This is a genomic window from Vibrio wakamikoensis (assembly GCF_050337275.1).
Classification (GTDB): domain Bacteria; phylum Pseudomonadota; class Gammaproteobacteria; order Enterobacterales; family Vibrionaceae; genus Vibrio; species Vibrio chaetopteri.
On sequence record NZ_JAKJST010000019.1, the window covers coordinates 111992 to 126979 of the forward strand.

Below are 14988 nucleotides of genomic sequence, written 5' to 3' on the forward strand. Positions count from 1 at the left end.
ATACCTCCTCCAACTTATTGCATCTTAACACCCTGCTTTCTTTAAGATTTTTATGCTAAGAAACTTCTCTAACACTCTCGTATTTTCAGCCTTTGCGATATTGCTGGTGCTGTCTTCCGTGTATTCCATTACCGTCGGCCCCATGAACATCTCTTTCTGGCAGAGTATTCAATCGCTGACGATGGCGACTAATGATTTGGCGCCGCATATCAACTTAGTCATCCACGATATTCGTCTTCCTCGAACACTACTTTGCATGTTGGTCGGTGCCATTCTCGCGGTTTGCGGCGCTGTCATGCAGGGGCTATTTCGTAATCCATTGGCCGAACCAGGCATCATTGGCGTGTCCGCGGGTGCCTCACTTGGTGGTGCATTGGCGATTGTTGGTTTTGCTGCGTTAGGTATCGAATTCCCTGAGTTTATGGCGCTAATGGTTGTGCCTGTATTCGCCTTTTTTGGTGGAGCACTGACCACGATTTTGGTGTATCGATTAGGCACAAGTAAATTTGGCACGTCTGTCACCATAATGCTGCTAGCTGGTGTCGCGATAAGTGCTTTGTCGGGCGCGGCTATTGGCTATCTAAATTTCATTGCTGACGATCAAATGCTTCGCGATCTGTCACTTTGGTCTATGGGTTCATTAGCAGGAGCCAGTTGGGGCAAAATTTCCTTATCAGCCATAACATTACTCATTCTATTTTGGTTCTTTTACAAAAAAGCGATGGCACTAAACGCCTTATTACTTGGTGAGTCTGAAGCGAAGCACCTCGGTATTCCGGTTCAACGCCTAAAAAGACAGTTAATTTTACTCACCGCCGTTGGTGTGGGTGTTACGGTCAGCGTGTCAGGATTGATCGGCTTCATTGGTTTGGTTATCCCCCACTTAGGCCGCATGCTAGCAGGTCCAGACCACCGTACCTTGCTACCTTTGTCCGCGCTACTTGGCGCTCTGCTCATGACCGCAGCAGATATGGTCGCTCGTGTCGCAGTTGCGCCCGCAGAGCTGCCTGTAGGCATCGTTACGGCAATTGTCGGTGCACCATTCTTCTTATACCTGCTATTTCAGCAAAAAGGGAAATTTGTATGAGTCTTGAAAGCCATCTTGTTGAAGACAGTCTCCTTGAAAGCAGTCACCCTGGAAAAAATCCCGTTAAAAACCGTCTCAATGACATCGCTATCTCAGCGCGTGGTCTTAAGATGCGATTTGGGAATAGAGTGATATTGGATGATGTCGATATTGACCTTTACTCTGGGCAAGTCACCACATTGCTTGGCCCTAATGGAGCAGGTAAAAGCACCCTACTTAAACTTCTATGTGGAGAAACACCTTCAAGTTTTGACATTCGCTACTTCGGTAAACCAAGAACCCAATGGCCAGCACAGCGGCTCTCAAAGCACCTGGCACTATTGCCGCAACACAGTACTTTGTCGTTCCCATTTCTGGCATCTGAAGTTGTTGAGCTTGGCGCTATTCCATTGGAGATCTGCAACCACGCAACACAATCACTCGCTAAGCGCTATATGGGTACAGCAGACGTAGAGCATTTAGCAAAGCGCCTTTACCCTTCGCTCTCTGGAGGAGAAAAGCAACGTGTGCACCTCGCTAGAGTATTGACACAGTTACATCAATCAGGTGATCAAAAGATACTTATGTTAGACGAGCCTACTTCAGCATTAGATCTCGCTCATCAACACAACACCTTGGCAATCGCCAGAGAGCTAGCCGATACGCAAAATGCAGCTCTAGTGGTTGTACTTCATGATCTTAACCTCGCGTCTCAATATTCAGATAGATTGATCGTCCTAGATAATGGAAAGATCGTCGTGGATGATGCCCCTTGGCAAGCGCTCACCAGTGACTTGATTGAAGAGGTATATGGCTACCACTCTATGGTGACCAAACATCCGAAACATAACTTTCCGCTAGTCTTACCTCAATAGGCCTCTAACTCAATAAGCTTCAGATACAAAAAAACCGCTCTATCTTGAGCGGTTTTCATCTTACTGTTTTGCCAGCTATGGCTAGGAGTCGATGACTACTTAGTCAATTGGATCAATGAACGGCCGATAAGCCATTCTAGTTCCTTGTCACTACCTTCACCGTACTGCGTCTCAACCAGCTTATAAAGGCGGTCAATCCCCTTAGAGGCAAACTCGTGTGAGTTTTCTGAAGTGACAATGTGGTGGAACAGAAGTTTAAGAATAGCTAAAAACTCATGATTCTTAAGAGAATTAATCCAACTTACTGTGAATCCATCAATGCCTTTTTCAAACTCCAGATGTTCAACGAACATTTTGAAGATACGTCCATCTAGTGCGGCGGTAAAATCCGTCTTCTTTGGAAAATGGTGACTAATTCCGGTTCTTGATATACCTGTCTGCTGGCTTAATGTGGTATACGACATTTTGTCATAACCAAGACGAATGATCTGATCAACGACCGCTTCCATGATTTTCTGGATCGTAATCTCAGTATCTTCTTTACTACGCTTTGGCATTTCTTAAGCTTCTCTAATCGTTATCTGCGTACGCTGTATGCTATACCATAATTAAAGCAGTGCTCGCTGTAATTTTCTATCCATTTATGTATCAATTTGCTCAAACACAGATTACGGCAACCTGAAAGCAAACCATACACGAGACACATAGTTGGTACAGATACCATTTAAAATAATATAAAAATCAAGTTATTGATTAGTAACTTATAAAGTCTACCATTTCGCACTAAGGCTTGTACTAATCTGTACTATATCATTAGTACAAGAGTCTCATTTTTGAGAACTTAATCACAAACAAACAACACCACTTGCATACCCAAAAGCTATTGATAAACAAATAGATATTTACAATTTATATTATACCAAAGCCTAATATTCAAAAAATGATGCTTAAGCTCGTGCATCATTTACTAACACTTAGCCTAGAAGCAGTGAATTTATTGCTGGATACCTAATTTCTACAGTTATAGAATAACCACAGATTTTATGAGAGGTATCGTTATGTCAAACACCTATGAAGAACCAACCGTATGTGACGCTTGTGGCGTTGCTGGAGAAATGGGATTCATCATCAAGGAAGGCGATGACGTCGCAGAAGTACAATTATTCGGCGAATCGCAAGTTCAGCTACAAGCAGAAATTCAAAAATACATCGATTTGGCAAAGACTGTGTCAGAGAACGTTGAATTTGAAATTTCTGAGCTTGGTGAAGAGAGCAAAGAGCTTACAGCTCGTTTCAAGTTTGAAGTGAGTGCAGAGAAGCTGATTTTTGAACTAAAAACGCGCTCTCTAGCGCGCTAATACCGCAATTAGCTGGTGCCCAAAAAAGCACAAGTTTACTAAAGCGAGCATTATTGCTCGCTTTTTAATGCCTTCCACTTGAGCTGTCCATTCATCTCAAAATCTTGCTCAGCCACACATTGAAGAACCACTCCTTCAACATTGATTACCGCCCCTAATGAGTAAGCCTTATCATTGTAATAACAAACCCGTTTACCTAACTTAGAATCTGACAGTAGTACCGCAGCACCGACATCCGAACCAGGCGTGGTAATGACTTTCGCCGATACTGTCGACGCCACCAGCGCGCCAACAATGGCGAGCATCACAACGCGTGTGGATTTCCATTGTGAAATTGTTTTTTCCATTGCAAACTACCTAACGTTTCCAAACTGACCATGTTCTAGACAGACTATATTTCGAAAATATTCTGTTGCCAATTATAGCGAACCCAAACTGTATGCTTCGATCCACCATTGCCCTTTTGTCTCTAGTGTTGCTAGCCTCAAACTCAAGTGCCATTGAGCTTGATTACTACAAAATTCTCAACCATCTAGACAACTACGGCAATTTGGATCTACGCAATAAACCTTATACCAGCCTTCCCAATGGATTAGTGGTCAAAGGCAATCTGAATATCGCCAAAACACCGATAAAAATGATGCCGCAAAATCTCGAGATCAAAGGTAGCCTAGATGCTTCAGATAGTTTAGTGGAATTCATGCCAAGAGGAACCAAAATCACAGGTTACGCCAACTTTTTAGGCAGCCAACTCAAAGCTTGGCCGCAAGGTGTTGTTCCTGGTGGGTACATCAACCTGGGTGATACACCCATTGAAAAACTGCCTAACGGTATGCTGGTCAACGGAGACCTAAGTTTAGTTCGAACGCCTATTTCCGAACTTCCCGAAGGCATTGTTATCGAAGGCAACCTATATATTGGTGGCTCAAAGATCACTCAATTCCCCAAAACCATGACCGTCAATGGCAACATCTTTCTTGGCGGTAATGTGATTACACAGTGGCCGGACAATCTAACACTTGGTGGTGCGGTCGCACGCTAAGTTCAGATATCATGTTTAAACAGAGTCATGCTTAAACAGTAAACCGGAACAGTTGAAAAATCTGTTCCGGTTTTATTTTATCTGCATTCTGTAATCTGTTGTCATCAACAGTAAACAGAGATACAAACATGGCTTTTTTCAACTACGTTGCAAACTACTTTCAATCAACCTATAAATACGAAACCAATGACACACTACTAGCCAAGCTGTTCTACTTGTCTCCAGCTGAGCGCGCCGCACGTCTCAATGAACTCTTTGATACCGACGCCTTTTGGGGACTAGAGTTAGGTATAGATAGCGATAAACAAGACAAATAACCGGAACATTTGTTAGCGGGCTGGCATGATTAACAAACGTAAACTTGAGCTCTACGAAAACCTATTTAGACATCTAGGGCCTGGCGCTCACACTATCACCGTCTCTGCGATTGGGGAGACAATGAACTGCAGCGAGCGACATGCTCGAACACTACTCAAGCAGATGTCGGAGCGCGGCTGGCTTTGCTGGAAGCCAGCTCGAGGCCGAGGCTTGAAAGGTAGTCTTACCTGCCTGCTTGAGCCACTTCAAGCCTGCTATAACGAAGTCGATATCGCAACTGAACAAGGCAAGTACGATGTTGCTCATAAGCTCATCGGCTTCAACGATCGTAATGTTGCTAGTGCGCTGAAGCAGTATCTCACTCACGCAACCATCGAAAGCGAGAATACGGTGCATGCGCCATTTCATCGCAAGCTCAGCTGGTTACATCCTCACCATGCGATGGAGAGAACCGAGCGGCATTTAATCCATGAAGTATTTCAAACCTTGGTGACCTCAAGTGAGAAAAAATTTACTGGTGAGTTAGCACACAGTTGGAACCATTGCCAATACTATCGCAGTTGGACATTTTACCTGCGTACTGGCGTTGTTTTTCATGATCAAACGCCACTCAGCGCGTTCGACGTGGTCGAAAGCCTTCAAGCTCTGGCAACCTCTCCCTATTGGAGTCGTCTGTATGATCACATCGACTCTATCAGTGCAAACTCCCCCTATCAAATAACCATTGAGCTAACAGAGCCTGACCCTCACTTTCTTGCTCTCCTATGCCGCTCAGAAGCCGCTATTTTGCCCAAAAGTATGGTGCACCGAGCCGAAAGCGTATACAAACCCATTGGCTCCGGTGCATTTTCGGTCACTGTGAATTCAGAAAAATTGCTGCGTCTTACTCGGCACAGTCAATACTCTGGTAGCAATGCGCTGGTAGAACATATAGAGCTTTGGATTCATGAGGAATGGGCGAAAGATAAAAAATGTGCAGAAAACTTTTTCTTTCTTAACGACGAGGAGGAAACCTATAAAGTCGCCACCGCCGATATTGGTTACTTCTTTTTATTGCTCAACCACACAGAGCTTCAAAATACCAACTTCAAACATCAGTTAGAGTCACTGTTCTCTGAAGAGCAGTCCTCAGCACTGTGCTCGTCTCTGCCAATCGAATTTAGCTATGAAAACAACAACGAAAATCGTACCTTCGCCAAAAAACTTAAAGAAGGTCTAACGCTTGGCGGCTCGCAAGGGCACGGAACGCAAGTTATCTACGGGCATCCTAAGACTAACCAAGCACTCTCTATTGGTGGCATCCGATTAGAAGGAGACCGAGCTACCAGTCTGTTTGCCTTCTTCAAGCTCTACCCATACTGGCACAGCAATCTTAATTGGAAACAGCAAGATAAGTTGAGTAAGGCGCTAAGCACAGTAAGGCATGCGCACAACTCGACAGAAAGAGAGCGGCTCTTAGATGAACTACTGGTATGGCTATATCAAGACAACGTACTTGCAATCATCAAATCCGAAGACTTAACCCTAACCATCCCCTCTCGGATTCGCGGTGTGGAAATCAATTCCATCGGTTGGTGTAACTTTTCAAGGCTGTGGATCCAGCAAAAACCGAGCTCCACTGGCGCTTAACACCTAGTATCGTGCTCATTAAAAGTAGTGCGAGATCGCAAGGTAGCGTGTACGAATATGCTCGATTAGCAATCTCACTTTATTTGGAGGCTGACGGGTAAATGGATAGACAGCGTAAATACCCAGCCTCTTGCCCACTTGATCCGGGAAAATATCCACCAGCTGGCCATTGCGTATATCGTGATATACCAAACATCTTGGTACATAAGCGATACCATGTCCTCCCAGAGCAGCCTTGCGAAGTGCAGTCGCATTATCGGTAGAGAAAGAGCCTGACACGCGTACGATATAGTTGCCTTTGCTTCCTTTGAACTCCCACTCCGACGCCCCCGTCGTCTGATAGGCGTATTGTAAACAGTTATGCTCAGTCAGATCCTCAGGCTCTAGTGGCTTGCGGTTTTTCGCAATATAAGATGGAGATGCGCACACCACCCACTGGGAGTCCAGAATATGGCGCGCAATCAGACTTGAGTCTTCCAAATAGCCGGTACGGATGACTAAGTCATATCCGCCATCAACAAGATCGACAAAGCGGTTGTCCAATGACATATCGACCGAAAGACCCGGATGCATATTGCAAAACTCAGCCACAGCATCGGCCAAAATGAGGTCTCCCGAGATGGTTGGTACCGACATTTTGATGTGACCACTGACGTTTTCACCAAATCCCGACACCGATTCCATTGCTTCTTGGGTGGCTTGCTTCACATTTTTAGCGCCGTGGACTAGCGCCTTACCTGCTTCAGTTAGCGTTAATTTGCGCGTTGTTCGATATAATAACTGAACCCCTAACTCTTCCTCAAGCCTTGCAATTCGTTTGCTAACTACTGAGTTTGTAAGGTTATTTTGCTCAGCAACACGACTGAACGCCCCAGTTTCTACTACCTGATAAAACAGGATCAAATCGTCTGCACGCATACTTTTATGTCATTTTTGGAAATAATCATTTTCATTATTTCTCTATATCACCAAAAAAGAAAGGGATAAATTTACCCCACCTTAACAACCCTATTACAAAAATAATAAGCACGACGCGGCTGACTCACTCAACACCAACAGTCAGCCAAGACAAAAGGAAGTCGCTAATGTCTGAAACTTTACTTGCCCTTGTTGCCTTTTCTCCCATTTTGGTTGCAGCCATACTTCTGGTGGGATTGAATTGGCCAGCCAAAAAAGCCATGCCTGTTGCGTTTGGCCTAACCGTAGTCATCGCCCTATTCACTTGGGACATGTCCGTTACCCGTGTTTTAGCGTCCATTTTCCAAGGATTCGGCATCACCGTTGCCGTACTTTGGATTGTGTTTGGCGCCATCTTCTTGCTCAACACACTGAAACACACTGGCGCTATTACAACGATTCGTAATGGCTTTACCGATATTTCACCTGACCGCCGCGTTCAAGCCATCATCATCGCTTGGTGTTTCGGGTCTTTCATCGAAGGCGCATCCGGCTTTGGCACGCCTGCAGCGATAGCAGCACCTCTGCTAGTTGCGATTGGCTTTCCTGCCCTAGCCGCGGTTTTGATGGGTATGATGATTCAATCAACCCCGGTCTCTTTTGGCGCGGTTGGCACTCCAATCATCGTTGGTGTAAACAAGGGTTTAGATACGCATAACATCAGCGAATCATTGGTTTCCCAAGGTGCGTCGTGGGATCTCTACCTACAGCAAATCACCGCTAACGTTGCCATTATTCATGCCTGTGTGGGTACGCTGATGCCGGTACTTATGGCGATGATGCTGACTCGCTTTTTTGGTAAAAACCGCAGTTGGACTGAAGGTCTAGATATCCTTCCTTTCGCACTCTTTGCTGGTGTTGCATTCACCGTTCCCTACGCACTAACAGGCGTGCTACTGGGTCCTGAGTTCCCTTCACTGATTGGTGGTCTGGTTGGCCTTGCGATCGTCGTCAGCGCAGCCAAACGTGGTTTTCTCGTTCCCAAATCAAAGTGGGACTTTGAAAGCGAAAATAAGTGGCCAGCAGAATGGCTTGGCTCGCTAAAAATGGATCTTAAGCAAAATGCCGGCAAACCGATGTCAATGACAGTGGCATGGCTACCCTATGTTTTACTGGCCGTTATCCTTGTCGCAAGCCGAGTAAGCAGCGAGTTCAAGGGTTTCCTAACCAGTGTAAGCCTGTCATTCGGTAATATTCTTGGTGAGACGGGTATTAGTACGGCCATTCAGCCCCTTTATCTGCCAGGAGGGATTTTAGTCTTCGTTGCTATCCTTGCGGTCATCATTCAATCGCGCTCTGCAAAACCATTAGTCGAAGCGTTTGGTGAATCGAGTAAGACACTGATTGGTGCAGGCTTTGTTCTCGTGTTCACCATTCCTATGGTTCGTATCTTTATTAACTCCGGTGTTAACGGCGCTGATCTCGCAAGCATGCCAGTAACCACAGCGAATTTTGCTTCCGCTCTAGTTGGTGAAGCCTTCCCAGCCTTGAGTGCGACCATTGGCGCGCTCGGTGCCTTTATCGCAGGCTCTAACACTGTCTCGAACATGATGTTTAGTCAGTTCCAATTTGAAGTGGCTCAGACACTGACTATTTCAACGACCGCTGTGATTGCCTTACAAGCCGTTGGCGCTGCTGCGGGTAACATGATTGCTATTCACAACGTCGTCGCAGCCTCTGCCACGGTGGGACTACTCGGCCGTGAAGGTCTGACGTTGCGAAAAACCATTATCCCTACGTTCTACTACCTAGTTGTCACTGGCCTTATCGGACTGGCAATGGTGTACGGTTTTCATGTGACCGATGCACTCATAAACTGATTTAGGTTTTAGTCAAAGGCGCACTTGCCGACTATCGGCAAAGTTGTGAAACACTTCAAGAAGGTAAGTGCGCTTATTTTTCATAACCTTACAACTAGTCTATATAAAAATATGAACCCATAAAAATGGGTCTAGTGCTGGAGCAATACAATGCGAATCTATCCCTCAAAACCGAGCAAGGTCTACTTCTATGCCACCTGCCTAGTAGACGTATTTGACCCCAAAGCAGGCTTAGATGCCATGACCCTTTTAGAGCAACAAGGCATTGAAGTTGAGTTCGTCGAAAAACAGACCTGTTGCGGACAACCTGCCTATACATCGGGCTATGAATCAGAAGCTAAACAGGTTGCAAAAAGCCAGATGGATCTGTTTCCTGAAGAGTATCCGATTATTGTTCTGTCTGGTTCGTGTGGTGGCATGATGCATCACCATTATCGCCGCCTATTTAAGGGGGATAACAATCAAGCTCAAGTCGATAAGTTCTGCGACAGAGTGTTTGAACTTACCGAGTTTCTCGTTAATGTCTGTCGCGTCAAACTTGACGACAAAGGCCAACCAACAAGCGTTGTTATACACACCTCCTGCGCGGCAAGACGTGAAATGAACGTCCACGTCACGGCGACCGAACTACTGAGTCAGCTCTCCAATGTCGAGCTTCGTATGCAAGACTATGAAAGCGAGTGTTGTGGCTTTGGTGGTAGTTTCTCTGTACGCCACCCGAATATCTCCGAAGCGATGGTGAAAGACAAAACTCACCATATCGAAGCGACCCAATCCGATACGCTGGTGAGTGCTGACTGGGGATGCCTTCTCAACATCAATGGCGCGTTTGAATATCAAGGAAAGACCATCAAAGGGCGTCATCTAGCCTCATTTCTTCTTGAGCGAACACAGGAGAATGCACAATGAGTCAAACTCCTGAACAGTTCCACCAGCTAGCCAAAAATGCCTTAGGTGATAAACAGCTCAGAGCAAACTTTCGTGGTGCGATGGATTATCTGCGTGATAAGCGTAAAACAGCATTTAGTGACGAAAAGGAAGAGAAGCAGATAAGAGATCTTGCCGAATCCATCCGCCAACGCTGCCTAAGCAAGTTACCAGAACTTCTCGAACAGTTGGAATTCAATTGCTACAAAAATGGCATTCAAGTTCATTGGGCAGAAAACCCAGAACAAGCGAATGCCATCATTGCCGCTATTGCTGATGAGCACGATGCCAAACAAATCATCAAAGGCAAATCCATGGTGAGCGAAGAGATCGAGATGAACCATGAGATGGCGAAACTCGGTATTGAATGCTTAGAAAGTGATATGGGCGAATACATCGTTCAACTCGATGGCGACAAGCCCTCTCACATAATCATGCCAGCGATTCACAAAAATAAGCAGGAAGTAAGTGACACCTTTGAGCAACATCTCGATGGCTTCAAACCTACCACAGATGTAGATAGCCTGATTCAAACCGGCCGCACCCGTCTGAGACAAAAATTCTTCGAAGCCGATATTGGTTTATCCGGTGTCAACTTTGCCGTTGCAGAAACCGGCACGCTGTGTCTAGTTGAAAACGAGGGCAACGGCCGCATGTCGACAACGGTACCAAACGTGCACATTGCCATCACCGGTATCGAGAAAGTCGTTGAGTTTTTGTCTGATGTACCACCGCTTTACAGCGCGTTAACTCGCTCTGCGACTGGGCAAGCCATCACCACTTACTTCAACATGATCACCTCTCCTCGCAAAAACGGTGAGAAAGACGGCCCGCAAGAAGTGCATCTAATTTTGCTCGACAACGGACGTAGTCAAGCGTACCACGATGAAGAGCTTCGCAAGACTCTACAATGTATTCGCTGCGGCGCATGTATGAACCACTGCCCTGTCTACACCAAAATTGGCGGTCATGCTTATGGCACAGTTTACCCTGGCCCTATTGGCAAAATTATCTCGCCTCATTTACTGGGTATAGATAAAACCAAAGACCTTGTTACCGCTTCTAGCCTCTGCGGTGCATGTGGCGAGGTTTGCCCAGTACGAATTCCGATACCGGACATGCTGCTTCGCCTACGTAAAGAAGCCAAAAACAAAGCGGAAAAAGAAACACTAGCACTGAAAGGGCAAAACGCCGCCAGCAGTGGTCTTGAAACCGCGGCAATGAAAGGGTTCGCGCTCGCAGCAAGTAATCCAAACTTGTATCACACAGGCACTTACATGGCGACCAAGCTGCAAAATCTTATCCCGAATAAACTCGGCGCTTGGACACAATGTCGTACCAGCCCAAAACCGGCTAAGAAAACCTTACACCAGATCATGGCTGAACGCAGCAAAGCCAAAAGCGATAAGCAGTAGCGAGGAAACCAAGATGAACACTAGACTTGCCAAAGACACTATTCTTGGCCGACTGAAACAAGCTAAACGCACCCCAAAGTCAGCGGAAGAATTAGCGTTTTATCCTTGGGGTAGTCATCCAGATATCACTATTGATGACAAAGCGAAGCGCTTTGTCGACATGATGAGCGCCAATCATGCAGATGTTCGCACAATACAGCGCTCTGAACTTACCCAAGCCCTACGTGATGTGATGAACAGTTACGGCTTCAATCGCGTTGCCATAGGGACAGCAGGAGAATTCATCCGCGATTTCGAAGCTGCCGCTCAAGATAAACAAGTGACGTCATTCAACCAGAAAATCGAAGCCTGGAAAGCCGAGCTTTTTAGCGATATTGATGTCGGCATCACCCACACGCTAGGCGGTATTGCAGACACAGGCGCACTGGTACTGTGGCCAAACGAGCACGAGCCGCGTACCTTATCTCTAGTGCCACCAAGTCACATAGCAGTCGTCAAAAAGTCAGCGCTTTACGGACACTTTCTGCAAGTGATGCAAGAGAACAATTGGGATCATTACATGCCGACCAATGCGCTTTTAATCTCTGGCCCCTCGAAAACCGCGGACATTCAACAAACGCTCGCCTACGGCGCCCATGGCCCGAGTCAGTTGATCGTACTGTTATTGGAAGACGAATAAGAACTTATAAAGGACACCAAGATGAGTCACAAACGCGATTATGAATTGCTCAAACAGCAACTCGCCTCCAGAATCGACTCCCAGCGCATCATCACCGGTGAAGCAGAGCGCCTAGCTTATGGTACCGATGCGAGCTTCTATCGACTGATCCCACAGATCGTGCTGCGCCTTAAAGATCTCGATGAGGTGATATTTACTATCCAGTGTTGCCGTGAACACGGTATTCCATTTACCTTTCGCGCCGCTGGCACCAGTTTGTCAGGCCAAGCGGTGTCTGACTCTGTCCTTATCGCTCTCACTGACGACTGGCGCGAACATACTATCTTTGAGCAAGGCGCCAAAATCCGCCTTCAACCCGGTGTTATCGGCGCCGACGCCAATAAATACCTACTCCCATTCCAACGTAAAATCGGCCCAGACCCTGCGTCTATCAACACCTGTAAAATTGGCGGTATTGCTGCCAACAACGCGAGCGGCATGTGTTGCGGCACCGCACAAAACTCGTATAAAACCGTCGACAGCATGAAGATAGTGCTGAGTGATGGCACCTTGGTAGATACCGGAGACAAGGCAAGTATCGAGCGCTTTAAAGCGGACAAACCTGAGTTTATTGAAGGGCTCAAACACCTTGCAGAGACAACCAAAGCCAACAGCGAGCTCGCCGAGAAAATTGCTCATAAATACCGCTTAAAAAATACCACTGGCTACGCACTGAATGCGCTCGTTGATTACAGCGACCCTATCGAAGTTCTAGAGCATTTGATGATTGGCTCCGAGGGAACCCTAGGTTTTATCGCTGATATTACCTATAACACGGTCGAGGAACACAAATACAAAGCCTCTACTTTGCTGGTGTTTTCCGATATTGAAACAGCAAGTAAGGCAGTAACGACGATAGCAACAACGCCAGTTGCCGCAGTAGAGATGATGGATGGACGCGCTCTACGCTCAGTGGCAGATAAACCAGGCATGCCCGAGTTCATTCAGCAACTCGACCTAGAAGCGACCGCGCTCTTGGTGGAAGTTCATGCGTCTTGCCAGCATACATTAGATAGCCACACCGACGCGGTAATGACAGCGCTGAGTGAATATACTATCGTCGAGTCTGTACCATTCACACTTGATCCAGCAACTGTTGCCACGCTTTGGGGCATTCGCAAAGGCATGTTCCCAGCGGTTGGCGCTGTGCGAGAAGTCGGCACCACCGTCATCATTGAGGACGTTGCTTTCCCAGTAGAAAACCTCGCGGCCGGCGTGCGTGACTTGCAGCAACTCTTCGACAAATACCACTACGACGAAGCCATCATTTTTGGCCATGCACTAGAGGGCAATCTGCACTTTGTGTTTACCCAAGGATTTGATAGCCAGGAAGAGATCAACCGCTACGGCGGTTTTATGGATGATGTGGCCGATCTTGTTGCCGTCAAATACCAAGGTTCGTTGAAAGCTGAGCACGGTACAGGGCGCAATATGGCTCCCTATGTCGAACTGGAATGGGGACAAGAAGGCTACGCGCTGATGCAACAAATCAAAACACTCTTCGATCCAGAAGGTTTGCTCAACCCTGGTGTGATTATTAACGACAATCCCCACTCGCACATCGAAAATCTCAAACCTATGCCCGCTGCCGATGACATTGTGAACCGCTGTATCGAGTGTGGTTTTTGTGAGCCAGTTTGCCCGTCTCGCACCCTTACCCTTTCACCTCGTCAGCGCATTGTTCTGTTCCGTGAACTTCAACGTCGCAAAGCCGCTGGTGAAACGGTTGAGGCGACAGAACTGGAGCAAGTCTTTGAGTACCAAGGCATCGATACGTGCGCAGCCACGGGGTTGTGTGCCGATCGCTGCCCTGTCGGTATCAACACCGGTGATCTGATTAAGAAACTTCGAGAGCCGAAATACAAAAAATTCCGACCGTTCGCCAAGTGGACGGCAGATCACTTTACCGCGACCACAGCCATAGCGCGATTCGGTCTCAAAAGTGGTGCGGTTGCTACCAATATCCTAGGCCAAGAGCGTGTCGTTAAGGCCGCCGAAGGAATACGCAAAATCACCAAAAACGCTACCCCAGCCTGGCTACCAGAAACACCGCGAGGAGCCAAGTTTGACAGCCGAAACCTCTCAAATAACCTAATGGCGAAAGACAAAAAAGTGGTGTATTTACCATCTTGTGCCAGCCGCAATATGAGTACTCAATCCGATGCATATGACCAGCGCTCCCTTGGCGAGGTGACAGTGTCACTTTTTGAAAAAGCGGGAGTATCACTCATCACTCCAAAATCACTCAGTGACCAATGCTGTGGCATGCCCTATGACAGCAAAGGAATGACCGACATCGCCAAACAAAAGAGTGAACAGCTAGAGCTTGCTTTATGGGAAGCTTCGGAGCATGGCAAATATCCTATTTTGATGGACACCAGCCCATGCGCGAAACGCAGCATAGAGCAGTTCACTAAACCGATGACCATTGTTGAACCAGTAAAATTCGTCAGTGATTATCTGCTCAGCGAACTAACACTATCGCCAATCAATGAAACCGTGATGCTGCATGTCACGTGCAGCTCAAGACGTATGGGATTGGAAAGCGCTATGCTATCGCTCGCAAAAGCTTGTGCTAGCAACGTCATCATCCCAGAACACATTCAATGTTGTGGTTGGGCAGGTGACAAAGGCTTCACTACTCCAGAACTCAATGAAGCGGCTGTATCACCTCTTAAGGCACAAGTACCACAAGGGTGCACCCGAGGCTTTAGCAACAGTATTACCTGTGAAATTGGCCTCTCTCACCATAGCGGGATCCCTTATCAATCGATTCTTTATCTTGTCGATCAAGTCGCCTCTCCGGCTCAGTCCTAATCGAGTATTGACCCAGTAAACCTAATTTATCTGCCATCGAAGTCTA

Annotated in this window: 14 protein-coding genes; 11 read left to right on the top strand and 3 right to left on the bottom strand. The window is 46.7% G+C overall.

Annotated features, from left to right (window positions below; all coding sequences use genetic code 11):
* Nucleotides 1-52 precede the first annotated feature (52 nt).
* On the top strand, nucleotides 53-1087 hold the full coding sequence (locus L4C42_RS10965) for a FecCD family ABC transporter permease (RefSeq protein WP_353499545.1): 1035 nt from the start codon (nucleotides 53-55) through the stop codon (nucleotides 1085-1087).
* Nucleotides 1084-1941, top strand: coding sequence for a heme ABC transporter ATP-binding protein (locus L4C42_RS10970; protein ID WP_429760489.1), 858 nt, complete (start codon nucleotides 1084-1086; stop codon nucleotides 1939-1941). Before L4C42_RS10965 ends, L4C42_RS10970 begins: the two co-directional genes overlap by 4 nt.
* Nucleotides 1942-2036: 95 nt before the next feature.
* Here L4C42_RS10970 and L4C42_RS10975 read toward each other — a convergent pair whose 3' ends face one another.
* Entirely contained in the window at nucleotides 2037-2498 is a 462-nt protein-coding gene (locus L4C42_RS10975; protein WP_353499547.1) for a TetR/AcrR family transcriptional regulator, read from the bottom strand.
* A gap of 501 nt (nucleotides 2499-2999) precedes the next feature.
* Between L4C42_RS10975 and L4C42_RS10980 the strand changes: the two genes are divergently transcribed.
* On the top strand, nucleotides 3000-3299 hold the full coding sequence (locus L4C42_RS10980; RefSeq protein WP_353499548.1) for a YfcZ/YiiS family protein: 300 nt from the start codon (nucleotides 3000-3002) through the stop codon (nucleotides 3297-3299).
* A gap of 50 nt (nucleotides 3300-3349) precedes the next feature.
* Here the strand turns inward: L4C42_RS10980 and L4C42_RS10985 are convergent, their stop codons facing one another.
* Complete coding sequence (locus tag L4C42_RS10985; RefSeq protein ID WP_112462483.1) at nucleotides 3350-3646, bottom strand: YnjH family protein; 297 nt, start codon at nucleotides 3644-3646, stop codon at nucleotides 3350-3352.
* A gap of 92 nt (nucleotides 3647-3738) precedes the next feature.
* Here L4C42_RS10985 and L4C42_RS10990 point away from each other — a divergent pair, with 92 nt between their 5' ends.
* The 3 genes from L4C42_RS10990 to L4C42_RS11000 all read left to right on the top strand — a co-directional run bounded on the left by L4C42_RS10990 (nucleotide 3739) and on the right by L4C42_RS11000 (nucleotide 6288).
* Entirely contained in the window at nucleotides 3739-4341 is a 603-nt protein-coding gene (locus L4C42_RS10990) for a hypothetical protein (RefSeq protein ID WP_353499549.1), read from the top strand.
* 128 nt (nucleotides 4342-4469) lie between these two features.
* A complete protein-coding gene (locus L4C42_RS10995; RefSeq protein WP_353499550.1) occupies nucleotides 4470-4658 on the top strand; it encodes a hypothetical protein in 189 nt (62 codons plus the stop codon).
* Nucleotides 4659-4683: 25 nt separating this feature from the next.
* A complete protein-coding gene (locus tag L4C42_RS11000) occupies nucleotides 4684-6288 on the top strand; it encodes an SgrR family transcriptional regulator (RefSeq protein ID WP_429760493.1) in 1605 nt (534 codons plus the stop codon).
* Nucleotides 6289-6306: 18 nt separating this feature from the next.
* Here the strand turns inward: L4C42_RS11000 and L4C42_RS11005 are convergent, their stop codons facing one another.
* Complete coding sequence (locus L4C42_RS11005; protein ID WP_353499553.1) at nucleotides 6307-7206, bottom strand: LysR family transcriptional regulator; 900 nt, start codon at nucleotides 7204-7206, stop codon at nucleotides 6307-6309.
* Nucleotides 7207-7373: 167 nt separating this feature from the next.
* Here L4C42_RS11005 and L4C42_RS11010 point away from each other — a divergent pair, with 167 nt between their 5' ends.
* From L4C42_RS11010 to L4C42_RS11030, 5 genes are all read left to right on the top strand, one after another.
* Nucleotides 7374-9065 (top strand): L-lactate permease, encoded by a 1692-nt coding sequence (locus tag L4C42_RS11010; protein ID WP_418642879.1) that lies wholly within the window; start codon nucleotides 7374-7376, stop codon nucleotides 9063-9065.
* 150 nt (nucleotides 9066-9215) lie between these two features.
* The gene (locus tag L4C42_RS11015) at nucleotides 9216-9974 is read left to right on the top strand and encodes a (Fe-S)-binding protein (RefSeq protein WP_429760496.1); all 759 of its coding nucleotides are present in this window, start codon (nucleotides 9216-9218) and stop codon (nucleotides 9972-9974) included.
* Nucleotides 9971-11407 carry a LutB/LldF family L-lactate oxidation iron-sulfur protein gene (locus L4C42_RS11020; RefSeq protein WP_429760498.1) on the top strand — a complete coding sequence of 479 codons (1437 nt, stop codon included), beginning with the start codon at nucleotides 9971-9973 and terminating at the stop codon, nucleotides 11405-11407. The genes L4C42_RS11015 and L4C42_RS11020 overlap by 4 nt, the downstream gene beginning before the upstream one ends.
* A gap of 13 nt (nucleotides 11408-11420) precedes the next feature.
* On the top strand, nucleotides 11421-12086 hold the full coding sequence (locus L4C42_RS11025) for a LutC/YkgG family protein (RefSeq protein ID WP_429760500.1): 666 nt from the start codon (nucleotides 11421-11423) through the stop codon (nucleotides 12084-12086).
* A 21-nt stretch (nucleotides 12087-12107) separates the two neighbouring features.
* Nucleotides 12108-14942, top strand: a complete 2835-nt coding sequence (locus tag L4C42_RS11030; protein WP_429760502.1) for an FAD-binding and (Fe-S)-binding domain-containing protein — start codon at nucleotides 12108-12110, stop codon at nucleotides 14940-14942.
* Nucleotides 14943-14988 lie beyond the last annotated feature (46 nt).

What these genes read in the sequence shown, in the direction of transcription:
- L4C42_RS10965 (WP_353499545.1), top strand. Translation starts at nt 53, where the DNA reads ATGCTAAGAAACTTCTCTAACACTCTCGTATTTTCAGCCTTTGCGATA.
- L4C42_RS10970 (WP_429760489.1), top strand. Translation starts at nt 1,084, where the DNA reads ATGAGTCTTGAAAGCCATCTTGTTGAAGACAGTCTCCTTGAAAGCAGT.
- L4C42_RS10975 (WP_353499547.1), bottom strand. Translation starts at nt 2,498, where the DNA reads ATGCCAAAGCGTAGTAAAGAAGATACTGAGATTACGATCCAGAAAATC.
- L4C42_RS10980 (WP_353499548.1), top strand. Translation starts at nt 3,000, where the DNA reads ATGTCAAACACCTATGAAGAACCAACCGTATGTGACGCTTGTGGCGTT.
- L4C42_RS10985 (WP_112462483.1), bottom strand. Translation starts at nt 3,646, where the DNA reads ATGGAAAAAACAATTTCACAATGGAAATCCACACGCGTTGTGATGCTC.
- L4C42_RS10990 (WP_353499549.1), top strand. Translation starts at nt 3,739, where the DNA reads ATGCTTCGATCCACCATTGCCCTTTTGTCTCTAGTGTTGCTAGCCTCA.
- L4C42_RS10995 (WP_353499550.1), top strand. Translation starts at nt 4,470, where the DNA reads ATGGCTTTTTTCAACTACGTTGCAAACTACTTTCAATCAACCTATAAA.
- L4C42_RS11000 (WP_429760493.1), top strand. Translation starts at nt 4,684, where the DNA reads ATGATTAACAAACGTAAACTTGAGCTCTACGAAAACCTATTTAGACAT.
- L4C42_RS11005 (WP_353499553.1), bottom strand. Translation starts at nt 7,206, where the DNA reads ATGCGTGCAGACGATTTGATCCTGTTTTATCAGGTAGTAGAAACTGGG.
- L4C42_RS11010 (WP_418642879.1), top strand. Translation starts at nt 7,374, where the DNA reads ATGTCTGAAACTTTACTTGCCCTTGTTGCCTTTTCTCCCATTTTGGTT.
- L4C42_RS11015 (WP_429760496.1), top strand. Translation starts at nt 9,216, where the DNA reads ATGCGAATCTATCCCTCAAAACCGAGCAAGGTCTACTTCTATGCCACC.
- L4C42_RS11020 (WP_429760498.1), top strand. Translation starts at nt 9,971, where the DNA reads ATGAGTCAAACTCCTGAACAGTTCCACCAGCTAGCCAAAAATGCCTTA.
- L4C42_RS11025 (WP_429760500.1), top strand. Translation starts at nt 11,421, where the DNA reads ATGAACACTAGACTTGCCAAAGACACTATTCTTGGCCGACTGAAACAA.
- L4C42_RS11030 (WP_429760502.1), top strand. Translation starts at nt 12,108, where the DNA reads ATGAGTCACAAACGCGATTATGAATTGCTCAAACAGCAACTCGCCTCC.